Source organism: Hymenobacter norwichensis DSM 15439 (assembly GCF_000420705.1).
GTDB classification, from domain to species: domain Bacteria; phylum Bacteroidota; class Bacteroidia; order Cytophagales; family Hymenobacteraceae; genus Hymenobacter; species Hymenobacter norwichensis.
Genome location: NZ_ATVL01000009.1, coordinates 143,750 through 154,932 on the forward strand (window position 1 = coordinate 143,750; position 11,183 = coordinate 154,932).

9 protein-coding genes are annotated in these 11,183 nt (G+C 59.8%); 4 read left to right on the plus strand and 5 right to left on the minus strand.

Annotated features, from left to right (window positions below):
• Positions 1 to 22 precede the first annotated feature (22 nt).
• From G536_RS30770 to G536_RS0115595, 3 genes are all read right to left on the minus strand, one after another.
• The gene (locus G536_RS30770; protein WP_022824539.1) at positions 23 to 874 is read right to left on the minus strand and encodes a phosphatase PAP2 family protein; all 852 of its coding nucleotides are present in this window, start codon (positions 872 to 874) and stop codon (positions 23 to 25) included.
• Positions 875 to 1,147: 273 nt separating this feature from the next.
• Positions 1,148 to 1,609, minus strand: a complete 462-nt coding sequence (locus G536_RS0115590; RefSeq protein ID WP_022824540.1) for a hypothetical protein — start codon at positions 1,607 to 1,609, stop codon at positions 1,148 to 1,150.
• Between the two features lie 118 nt (positions 1,610 to 1,727).
• Positions 1,728 to 2,060 (minus strand): hypothetical protein, encoded by a 333-nt coding sequence (locus G536_RS0115595; protein WP_022824541.1) that lies wholly within the window; start codon positions 2,058 to 2,060, stop codon positions 1,728 to 1,730.
• A 277-nt stretch (positions 2,061 to 2,337) separates the two neighbouring features.
• On the opposite strand from G536_RS0115595, the gene uvrA reads away from it, so the two are divergent.
• The 3 genes from uvrA to G536_RS0115615 all read left to right on the plus strand — a co-directional run bounded on the left by uvrA (position 2,338) and on the right by G536_RS0115615 (position 7,120).
• Positions 2,338 to 4,884 (plus strand): excinuclease ABC subunit UvrA, encoded by a 2,547-nt coding sequence (uvrA, locus tag G536_RS0115605; RefSeq protein ID WP_022824543.1) that lies wholly within the window; start codon positions 2,338 to 2,340, stop codon positions 4,882 to 4,884.
• 220 nt (positions 4,885 to 5,104) lie between these two features.
• Complete coding sequence (locus tag G536_RS0115610; RefSeq protein ID WP_022824544.1) at positions 5,105 to 5,917, plus strand: alpha/beta fold hydrolase; 813 nt, start codon at positions 5,105 to 5,107, stop codon at positions 5,915 to 5,917.
• Between the two features lie 6 nt (positions 5,918 to 5,923).
• Positions 5,924 to 7,120: a sensor histidine kinase gene (locus G536_RS0115615; RefSeq protein WP_022824545.1), complete on the plus strand. Its 1,197-nt coding sequence runs from the start codon at positions 5,924 to 5,926 to the stop codon at positions 7,118 to 7,120.
• Positions 7,121 to 7,248: 128 nt separating this feature from the next.
• Here the strand turns inward: G536_RS0115615 and G536_RS0115620 are convergent, their stop codons facing one another.
• Complete coding sequence (locus G536_RS0115620) at positions 7,249 to 8,787, minus strand: SulP family inorganic anion transporter (RefSeq protein ID WP_022824546.1); 1,539 nt, start codon at positions 8,785 to 8,787, stop codon at positions 7,249 to 7,251.
• Positions 8,788 to 9,013: 226 nt separating this feature from the next.
• Complete coding sequence (locus G536_RS0115625) at positions 9,014 to 10,243, minus strand: T9SS type A sorting domain-containing protein (protein ID WP_169515115.1); 1,230 nt, start codon at positions 10,241 to 10,243, stop codon at positions 9,014 to 9,016.
• Positions 10,244 to 10,586: 343 nt separating this feature from the next.
• Here G536_RS0115625 and G536_RS0115630 point away from each other — a divergent pair, with 343 nt between their 5' ends.
• The gene (locus G536_RS0115630) at positions 10,587 to 11,165 is read left to right on the plus strand and encodes a class I SAM-dependent methyltransferase (RefSeq protein ID WP_022824548.1); all 579 of its coding nucleotides are present in this window, start codon (positions 10,587 to 10,589) and stop codon (positions 11,163 to 11,165) included.
• The last annotated feature ends 18 nt before the right edge of the window (positions 11,166 to 11,183 follow it).

The window sequence follows — 11,183 nt, forward strand, 5'->3', positions numbered from 1 at the left end:
AAAAACGGCGAGAAAAAGCGAATCAGCGGAAGCTCAGGACAACGGTTGCGCCCAATGCACCCTGGTTGTAGAACGGCATCAGCAGCGTGGCCGTGCGGGCATCGGGGTGGTTGCCGGAGCGGTGCCACAGCGAGGTAGCCGTGCGGCGCAGGTTCGGGTAGGCCCAGTACACCAGCTCCGTAGATAGCACCCCCACGCCCGCCCCAGCCAGCACATCCGACAACCAGTGGTTGTCTTTGGCGATGCGCAGCGCCCCGGTGGCCGTGGCCACCGAATACGCGCCCACGCTGTACCAAACGCTCTGGCTGCCGTACTCTTTGTGCATGAAGCGGGCGGCGGCAAAGGCCGCGCTGGTGTGGCTGCTCGGAAACGAGGAAAAATCGTTGCCGTAGGGGCGCTCCACCCTGGTGAGCCGCTTCAGGTTGCTGGTCAGGCCGTTGTTGAGGTGGTAAATCAGCCCGAACAGTACTGCTTGCTCCACGGTGCCGTGCTGCCCCTTCACGCCCGCCAAACTCAGCCCCAGCGTGGCATAGGCCGGCACGTGCCGTAGCTGGTCGTCTACGTGGGTGCGCACCCACGACAGGTGCTCCCGCGCACCGGCCCGCACCGATTCATCGGCTTCTATTTCCAGGTCGAATACCTCCACTTCGTGCCGCAGCAGCGCCCCGGAGCCAATCAGCAGGGCCGGTAGGGCCAGCCGCTGCACCGTGGGTAGCCGCCGGAACCGCTCCACCTGCCCCCTGGCCGTGCCGTACACCACCCGCCCGCGGGCCAGCAACGAGTCGAGGCGCGTGGGAGCGGCCGGTGGTGCCTGCTGGGCAATACTGGCCGGGCCGCCAAGCAGTAGGGCCACCCAACTGGTGGCTGCAAGCACTCGGCGGGACCATCGTCGCACTCCGCTCAGCGGCTGCTTTGCTCTGCTATTTATTGCCGGTCCTTCGTGAGGGCTCATGCTCGAGTAAGGAAGTTGGATATAAGTTGTTTATTTGGTGGCGTTGGCTGTTGTAACACAACATGGATTTCAGGTGGCTTCCGCGCCGCAATTCAGACTGTAAAAAAGGCTATGCGCGTGAGCCACACTGCCGGGTACAACAAATGCCTGGAAGTTGATTTCCAGGCATTTGGTTGTAAGCAGAGCGACTAAACATTAGTCCCAGTAAGCAGGCGTGGTTACTTCCTGGCCATCGGCCGAGAATACCACGTCCTTGTCTTGGCCGTTGCTGTCGAGGTCCACTTGATAAAGCGGATTCGTTTCGGTGCCTTGGAACAGTTTCTCGGCTTCGTCGATGCGCATGCCGGCGTACTTCTGGTTGATGGTGGCTTGCACGGCGGCGGGTAGCTCAGTGGCCAGGATGTCGTACTTGTACTTCAGAACCGTGCCGCTTGGATTCAGCAGCGCTTTGTAATCCACGGTATTCACGTCGAAATCCGCCTCGTAGTCGTCGCCTTTTTTCTCCCATTCCAGGTTGGTAACCGTAGTGAAACGGGTAGCGAAGCTGGTCTTCACCACTTCCGGCACATCGTTGGGCTTCACGTCATCGGAATCGTCTTTGTTACAGGCGAGTAGCAACAAACCGGGCAGCAGCAGCAGGTGTCTTGAGAGTTTCATACGGGTGTTGGGTAATAAGTGAAAAAGTTTGTTTTCGGGGGGTATAGCGGCAGGTGAGGCCACGGAACGACAAGCCAGTAAGCCAGTGAAACAGGCTCTACAGGCAGGAAAAGCAGGTTTAGGGGGCGGAGGGGTCGGTGGTGAAGGGGGCCGCCGTGGCAGGCGCAGTTGGGCTGCCCTGCGTCTGGCAACTGTCGCGGTAGTGGGCGAGCTGCGTGCGGGTTCGTTGCAGCTCGTCGGCCAGCGCCACCCACGACTCTCGGGCGTTGTCGGTGTCCTCATCCTCGTCCTCGTCGTCATCATCCCACATATCGTCGGCAATGCCTACCAGCCACCGGCTACCGGGGGTGGAGTAGTGGGGCATGAGCAGGTAGGCATTGAGCGCCAACGACAAGCCCATGATGCCCGCCAGCAGCCAGTTAAGAAGGGAAAAGCGGGAAGGCGTGGGCATGCGGTTGGTGTTGAATACGGTGCAAAGGACCGCCCTCAACATTAAAACCGTCTGAACGCTACGTTAAAAGACATGAAAGCTCGGCCGTAGGGCCAGGCGCTACACCACCGCCGGCAGCTGCATCGTGGACGTAGTGCCCTTACCCAGCACCGAAAAAATGTAAGTACAGAATACCATAACTAGCTGTTGAGGTTTCATTCCGCCTTGAAAAGGTACTTGGCAACATTGCGCCTGCTTGCGTATAGCACGGCAGCTACTTACCCGATCTGCTTTCCCAATGGCGAAAAATTCGCACCCCGCTCCCCAAGAAAATTTCACTGGTTTTGTGCGCGTCCGTGGGGCGCGGGAGCATAACCTGAAGAATATTGACGTTGAAATTCCGCGTGATGCGCTGGTGGTATTTACCGGCGTATCGGGTTCCGGCAAGTCCAGCCTGGCGTTTGGCACGCTGTACGCCGAGGCCCAGCGGCGCTACCTAGAATCGGTGTCGCCGTACGCGCGGCGGCTGTTTCACCAGATGTCGGTGCCCGAGGTGGACGCCATTGAGGGCTTGCCACCGGCCGTGGCCTTGCAGCAGCAGCGCGGCACGCCTACCACCCGCTCGTCGGTGGGTTCGGTCACCACGCTCTCCAACCTAGTGCGCATGCTGTACTCGCGGGCCGGGGAGTACCCGGCGGGGCAGGGCATCATCTACGCCGAAGCCTTTTCGCCGAACACGCCCGAGGGTGCCTGCCCGAACTGCCACGGCCTGGGCCGCACCTACGAAGTAACCGAGCAAACCATGGTGCCCGACCCCTCGCTCACCATCCGGGAGCGGGCCATTGCCGCCTGGCCGCAAGCTTGGGGCGGCCAAAATCAGCGCGACATCCTCGTGACCCTGGGCTACGACGTAGACACGCCCTGGCGCGACTTACCCCAGCAGGACCGCAACTGGATTCTGTTCACCGACGAGCAGCCGGTGGTGCCTGTGTACCCCGGCTACTCGCCCGAGGAAACCAAGCGGGCCCTCAAGCGCAAGGAGCCGCCCAATTACATGGGCACCTTCACGGGCGTGAAGCGGCACGTGCTGCACACCTTCGCTACCACCCAAAGCCCGCTGATGAAGAAGCGGGCCTTGCAATACATGCTCAGCACTGAGTGCCCGCTGTGCCACGGTAAGCGCTTGCGGCCCGAGTCGTTGTCGGTGAAGTTTGCCGGCCTCGACATTGCCGACTTCTCGCAGCAGCCCCTGAAACGGGTGGCCGCTCTGCTGAAACCCTACGCCGATACTGCCACTACCGGCCGCCAGCAACACGACGCCGACCACCCCGAGCAGGCCATCGTCGCCCAGCGCATTGCCACCGATTTGTGCGCCCGGCTGGAAGTTTTACTGGATTTGGGGCTGGGTTACTTATCGTTGGAGCGCAGCACGCCCACGTTGTCGCCGGGGGAGCTGCAACGGCTTCGGCTGGCTACTCAGTTGTATTCCAATCTGTTTGGGGTGGTGTACGTGTTGGATGAGCCTTCTGCCGGCCTGCACCCTTCCGATACTGAAGCGTTGCTGTCGGCGCTGGCCGCGCTGAAACAGGCCGGCAACTCGCTGTTCGTGGTGGAGCACAACCTGGATGTAGTGCGCCAGGCCGATTGGCTGGTGGACGTAGGACCCGCCGCTGGGGAGCAGGGTGGCGAAATCCTATACAGCGGCCCGCCCGCCGGCCTCACCGACGTGGCCGCGTCCCAAACACGCCGCTACCTGTTTGCCACAACTGCCGAGGAAGCGCGGGAACCCCGCACGCCGAGCGGCTGGCTGCAACTGGCCGGCGTCACGCGCAACAACCTGCAAAACCTGGATGTGCAGTTCCCACTGGGCGTATTCACCACTGTTACGGGCGTTTCGGGGTCGGGCAAGTCTAGCCTCGTGAGCCAAGTGCTGGTAGAGCTGGTAGCTGAGCAATTGGGCCTGGAAGTAGCTGCCGAAGAGGAAGAAGGCGCCGACCCGCTAGAACAAGCCGCCGCCCCCGAAACCGGTGGCCACATTGTGGCGGGCATGGAGCACATCAAGCGGCTGGTGCGCGTCGATCAAAAGCCAATTGGCCGCACACCGCGTTCCAATATGGCCACCTATACCGGCCTCTTCGACCACGTACGTAAGCTGTTCGCGGCTACGCCCGAGGCTAAAAAGCACCGCTACGACGCCGGCCGGTTCTCGTTCAACGTTGCCAAAGGCCGCTGCGAAAACTGCCAGGGGGAAGGTTTCGTGATGGTGGAGCTGCTGTTTCTGCCTAGTGTGTACGCGCCCTGTCCGGTCTGCCACGGTGCCCGCTACAACGCCAAAACCCTGGAAGTCACGTACCGCGACAAGAACATTGCCGAGGTGCTCGGCCTGACCGTGGATGCTGCCTGGGAGTTCTTTAGTGACGAGCCGCTGGTGCACCGTGCCCTCACGGTGCTGCGCGAAGTAGGGCTCGGCTATCTGCGTCTCGGGCAGCCTGCCACCGAGCTGTCGGGTGGGGAGGCCCAGCGCATTAAGCTGGCCACCGAGCTGCAACGGGCTCAGCGCGGCAACTCGCTCTACGTCCTCGATGAACCCACCACCGGCCTGCACCCCTCCGACGTGGAAAAGCTCCTGACCCAACTAAATGGCCTCGTAGAAGCTGGCAACACTGTCATCGTAGTGGAGCACGACATGCGTGTAGTTGCGCACTCCGACTACGTGCTGGACATGGGCCCCGGCGCCGGCGACGAAGGCGGCCAGGTGGTAGTGGCCGGTACGCCCGACGAGGTAGCCCACGTAAAAGGCAGCCGTACCGCTCCGCATTTGCGGCGGTTTCTAAAGGGCAAGTAGTAGGAGGATAGTAGTAATCATGCCGGGTGGCGCGAGCGAGCCGGTAGCAAGGCGACGTGCCAGTGTAGAGCTAGGCGAAACGAACTAAAAACGTGGGTGTGTAGCCAAAGATTAGTCGGCACAACGGCGCGTAGTACGTGGTAAGCGCTACCTTAGCATTTCGGTAATGTAGAGCTTGTTCTGCTGGTTGTTGCTGGTAGTCGTTGCTGGTTAAGGTGCTATGGATGTTTTGAAGCGTAACAACGTCACCGTCTCGGGAGCTGGAAGCCAGGCCATGGTGTTCGTTCATGGCTTCGGGTGCAATCAGCAGATGTGGCAACTGATAGCACCCGACTTCGCTGCCGACTACCGCGTGGTGCTGCTCGATTTGGTGGGTGCCGGCCGCTCCGACTTGGCCGCTTACGACCCAACTCACTACAGCTCGCTGGATGCCCACGCTGAGGACGTACTGGCCGTGCTGCGCGCCCTACACCTGCACGATGTGGTGTTGGTAGGGCATTCGGTAGGGGCCGTTATTGCCATGCTGGCCGCCATTGAAGAGCCCGACCGGGTGGCCCAGTTGGTATTGGTGTCGCCCTCGCCACGCTACCTCAACGACGTGAACTATACCGGAGGCTTCGAGCCCGCCGACATCAACGAGTTGCTCGAAGACATGGGTAACAACTACCTCGGGTGGTCGGGCGCTTTTGCTCCCATTGTCATGAGCCACTCCGACCGGCCCGAGCTGGCTGCCGAGCTCAACAGCAGCTTTTGCAGCACCGACCCGGCTATTGCTCAGCACTTTGCCCGCGTTACGTTTCTGGGTGATAACCGGGCTGATTTGCCGTTGGTTCACACTCCCAGCCTGATTATACAGTGTGCCCACGATGTAATTGCGCCAGCGGCCGTGGGTACCTACATGCACCGGCACCTGCCGGATAGCACGCTCGTTGTGCTGGATACCTCAGGCCATTGCCCGCACTTGAGCATGCCGCAAGCTACGCGGGCCGCCATCCAGAATTTTCTTCGTTCCACGCCCACACTACAGCCCTGAACAGCCATGAGTGATGCCGCCGACGATGAGCAACTACCTGAGCTGGACCTACGCCTAACAGCGGAAAACCTCGATGAATTCTACGAGCACGCTCCCTGCGGCTACTGCTCCTGTCTGCCTGATGGCACGCTTATCAAAGTCAACCAAACTTTACTCGGCTGGCTGGGGTACTCGCGCCCGGAACTAGTGGCACACATGGCGCTGCAAGACCTGTTCACCATCGGCGGGCGGCTGCACTACGAAACCCACTGTGTGCCTTTACTGCTGCTGCAAGGCCAGGTGCGTGAAATCAGCTACCTGCTGCGGCGTAAAGACAAAACTACGCTGCCCGTGCTGATGAGCTGCACTCTGCTACGCGACGCAGACAACCAACCGCTAGTCGTGCGGGCCACCTTGTTCGACATCACCGAGCGCCACAAGTACGAGGCCGAACTGCTGCGTGCCAAACTGAAGGCCGAAGAGCAGCGCGAACAGCTGGCCCTTGCCAACAAGCAACTGCAACGCAAAAACGAGCAGCTTACCCGCATCAATGCCGACCTAGACAGCTTCGTGTACACCGCCTCCCACGACCTGCGCCAGCCCATCGACAACATGGCGGGGCTGTTCACCGAACTTAAGCGCAGTGCCACCTTCCACGACCCGGCCGCCGGCCGTATGGTCGTGATGTTCGAGGAGGCTTTGCAGCAGATTCTCGATACTATTGGGGGGCTAACGGCGGTAGTACAGCAGCAGCGCGAACTAGAGCAGGTGCCCAATGAAGCCGTAGCCCTCCAGCCAATCACCGAGGAAATCATCCAGAGCCTCCAGCCTGGTACCGCATCGGCCACGTTCACCCTGGATTTTGGGGCCGTCCCGACGCTGCAAATGGCCCGGCCCAGCTTGCACAGTATGCTGTTCAACCTGCTCAGCAATTCCCTCAAATACGCTGACCACGGCCGGCCGGCGCATATCCAAGTAAGTACGGCGCTGGTAGATAACGTGCCCGTATTGAGCGTGGAGGACAACGGCCGTGGCATCAACCTAGAGCGCCACGGGCCGGAGCTGTTCCAACTGTTCCGCCGGTTTCACCCCGACGTGGCGGGCTCGGGCATGGGACTGTATTTAGTCAATAGGCTGGTACACCAGGCAGGCGGGCGGGTGGAAGTGGAAAGCAGAGTAGGGCGGGGCACCACGTTTCGTATCTACTTGCCTAAAGCGCATTGATACGGTAGCTTAAACAATAAGCGAAAGGCTAGCAGGACGCGTTAAACAATGTCCGCAACGCCGAGACGTGAATTGAAATTTGGCACAGTCAACTGCTTCGTCTCTACGCCGTCTGGGTTCCAAGCCAACTAGCCTGCGTCGGTGGCAACGCGGTACTCGGGGTCTTCGAGGATGTTGACTTCGATGAGGGCGCCAGCGTTTTGCAGAAGTTGGCGGCAGTCGGGGCTGAGGTGGCGAAGGTGCAGCGTTTTGCCCACGCGCTGGTACCGCTCGGTGAGTTTGTGCAGCGCATCAATGCCCGACATATCAGCCACGCGGCTTTCCTGGAAATCCACTACCACGTTGGTGGGGTCGGTTTGCACGTCGAACTTATCGGTGAAGGCCTGCACCGAGCCGAAGAAGAGCGGCCCATAAATTTCGTAGTGTTTGGTGCCGGCGGCATCCAGGTACTTGCGGGCCCGGATACGCTTGGCATTCTCCCAGGCAAAGGCCAGCGCCGATACCACCACACCCAGCAGCACAGCCAGCGCCAGGTTCTGCGATACGGCCGTTACCAGCGTCACGAGCAGCATCACCAGCACGTCGGTGAAGGGCATGCGGCGCAGAATACGCAAACTGGCCCACTCAAACGTGCCAATCACCACCATAAACATCACGCCCACCAAGGCCGCCAGCGGCAGCCGCTCAATCAGTCCCGAACCGGCTACCACAAACAGCGCCAGCGCCAGGGCCGCTACCACCCCCGACAGCCGCCCGCGTCCCCTCGATTCCAGGTTGACCATCGTTTGGCCGATCATCGCGCAGCCGCCCATGCCGCCAAACAAGCCCGAGGTGATATTGGCCAAGCCCTGCGCCACGCAGTCCTGGTTGCCGTGCCCGCGGGTATCAGTCATTTCATCTACTACCGTGAGCGTCAGTAGGCTTTCAGTGAGGCCTACCAGCGCCATGATAACAGCGTAGGGAAACACCACGGCCAGGGTGTGCCACGCCAGCGGCACCTGCGGCACATGAAACTGTGGCAGCCCGCCCGCAATGGAGGCAATATCGCCGACTGATTTGGTTTCGAGCCCGCCCAGAATTACCAGCGCCGACACCACCACGATGGCTGTGAGCGAAGCCGGCACTGCCTTAGTCAGCTTGGGCAGAAAATACACAATGGCCATCGTGAGGGCCACCAGCCCCAGCATGAGCAGCAGCGGCGTGCCGGTCAACCAGTGCTCCATGCCGGTTGCGTCGCGCACCTTGAACTGCTCTAGCTGGGCCATAAAAATGATGACAGCCAGTCCGTTCACAAAGCCGTACACCACCGGCTGCGGCACCAGCCGGATAAACTTGCCGAAGCGCAGCAGCCCAATCAGCACCTGAATGATACCCATCAGGGCCACGGCTGCAAACAAGTATTCCACGCCATGCTGCATCACCAAGCTCACAATGACCACCGCTACCGAACCGGCTGCACCCGAAATCATGCCGGGTCTTCCCCCAAAAACGCTGGTGATAAGGCAGATGATAAAGGCCGAGCCGATGCCCACCAGCGGGCTAATGTGGGCTAGTAAGGCGAAGGCTACTACCTCTGGCACCAAAGCCAGCGCCGTAGTCAGGCCGGCCAGAATTTCATTTTTAACGTTGATTTTATACTGCGCCAGATACGGCAGAACTTGAAACATAACACACTGAGTGAAGGCAAAAGAAAAGCCGCACACTTCCGGCAGGAAGCAGCGGCAATAGGCAAATGAGCCGGTCCTCAGGGTGGGGTAAGCTTGAAAATAGAAGCAGTGAAAAGGAGCATAAGCAGTTGCAAAGGTAGGCAGCCAGCTCCTAAAAGCACCCACTGTAGCCCGGATGGAAGTACGAACTACAGTGAGTGAGGCTGCAAGCAGCACTACGGCGTAGCTATTGCACCTGTAGCCGCATGGTGCCACGCTGTCCGTCCGGCGCGGTGGCTTCTACGAGGTAAACGCCCGCGGGCAGGCCACGCAGGGCCGTGGTGGCGTGGCCGGGCAAGGTGGCGGCACGGGCAAGCTGTCGGCCCACTAAGTCGCGCACGATGAGCTGCAACGGCTGTGCGCTGCCAGCCAGTTCCACCGTAAACTCGCCGCTTACCACCGGGTTGGGGTAGGCGCGCAATGAGCCTGCCAATGGCTGGCTGCCGCGGGAGCTGGCCACAATGGAATTGAGGCTGGGCTCAGCAGAAAACCAGAGGCCAAAAAACGTCCGCACCGTCTGGAACGAACTGCCGTGGTAGAACTGCAAAGCGGGCTGCGACGAGTTTTCGCGGTAAAAAACGGTTTGCAGAATGTCGCGCCCCTGGCCCTGCTGCATGCCCAAGGTGCGAAGCAGCAAAGCAGGCGCCGGTTGCTGGCCCAGGTATAAGCTGTCGGTTTCGCGCAGAATGGTGCGAACCAGAATGGCCGGAAACGACGCCTGCCCACCCGCCGGCGCCGGCAGCCGCAACGTGCCAAAGCCCGCCACCGAATCGAGCTGGGTGAAAGAGCGCACCAGCCGAACCGGTGCCGCACTAAGGTTCAGTTGCCGCACGGTGGCTTGCAAATGCACCTCGGCTCGGTACGCCGCCGTTTTGATGCCGCTTACTGGGAACTGCAACCGGTAAGCACTGCCCTGGTAAGCTACTGTTTGGGCAGGGAGGCGCAGTACATCGTTGGCGGTGGTATCGGTGCTGCGGATGCGCCACTGCTGTGGCTGGAGAGTGTAGCCTACGCGTTGCAGACCGGCGGGCGTAATAGCCTCGTATTGCTGCCCCGCAAAGCTGGCCCACAGGCCGTACACCGCCACGGCGTATTGCTGCGTGGTTTGCTGGGCAATTGTGTAGCTGCGGGTGGCCGTCGGGAATGGATTGGTGGCGGCCGGTGCCTGGTACGTGTTTTCCAGCACCGTCGAATCGGCTACGAGGTAGCCGTAGTCCCAAAGCTGATTGGCACCTAGTTGAGGCAGCGCAAACGAAGACAACTGGCTGCGGTGCACGGGTAGGTAACGCTCCAGCACGTTTGGGTAAGCCGGAAAAGTAGCCTGCGTGATGCTGAAAGGGGGCGTCTGGGCCTGCGTGAGCGAAACCAGCCCCAACAATAGGCTGCCGAGGCAACCAAGAAAGACAAGGTGTTTCATAGCAGGTTGGTAGAAGAAAAATGGCGCGGCGGAACACCTGTTCCACATTACGTGGGCATGACAGGCAAGCACGCCGAATCGTTGCGTCAGATACACCTTTTATTTAGGTGGAAAGAGTCTTGCTTTACTGCGTAATGTGCTGTTTTTAAATTATAAATATTATAGTGTTTATTAGATATAACGCAAGGGTTTTGAATTGATTTGCAAAGAAATTACAGACCAGTTTAGTAAGGCCTAAGAAGCTGAATACACTAGGTAGCTCGGCAATATCCAAGAGGTAAAATAGCCGTAGAAGCAGCCGGAATCGACTGCCTCAAGGCATTTCCGTTAGCCGCTACCACCCATGCTACCCCTCTCGTCCTTCGTCGGAGAATTTTTTCGTAACCCGGCCACGGTCGGCTCCCTGATATCTAGCTCCCGCGAGCTAACCGACAAGGTGACGGAGTCCATAGACTTCAATGAAGCTGGCTGCATCGTAGAATACGGCCCCGGCACGGGAGTTTTCACCGACATTTTGATGCAGCGCCGCCGGCCAGAAACCGTGCTGGTACTGATAGAAGTAAACCGCCGATTTGCTCAGTTGCTACGGCAGCGCTACACTGGCCAGCCCAACGTACACATCGTGCATGGTTCCGCCGATGAAACGGAGCAGTACTTGCGGAAATTTGAGGTTGAACGAGTGGATTATGTGGTGTGCGGGCTGCCGTTCTCGTCGTTACCGCGGCGGCTGGGCTGGCGGATTCTGGAGCACACCCAGCACCCACTGCAACCCACTGGCAAACTGATTCTCTTTCAGTATTCCCTGCAAAACAAAAAGCTATTCAACCGATTCTTCCGCCAGCTCAGTGAGGCCCACGTACTGCTGAACCTGCCGCCCGCCTATGTGCTAGTATATGAGCCGATAGGCGAGAAAGAAGAGTAGCGCGAAAATCTGTTTCGC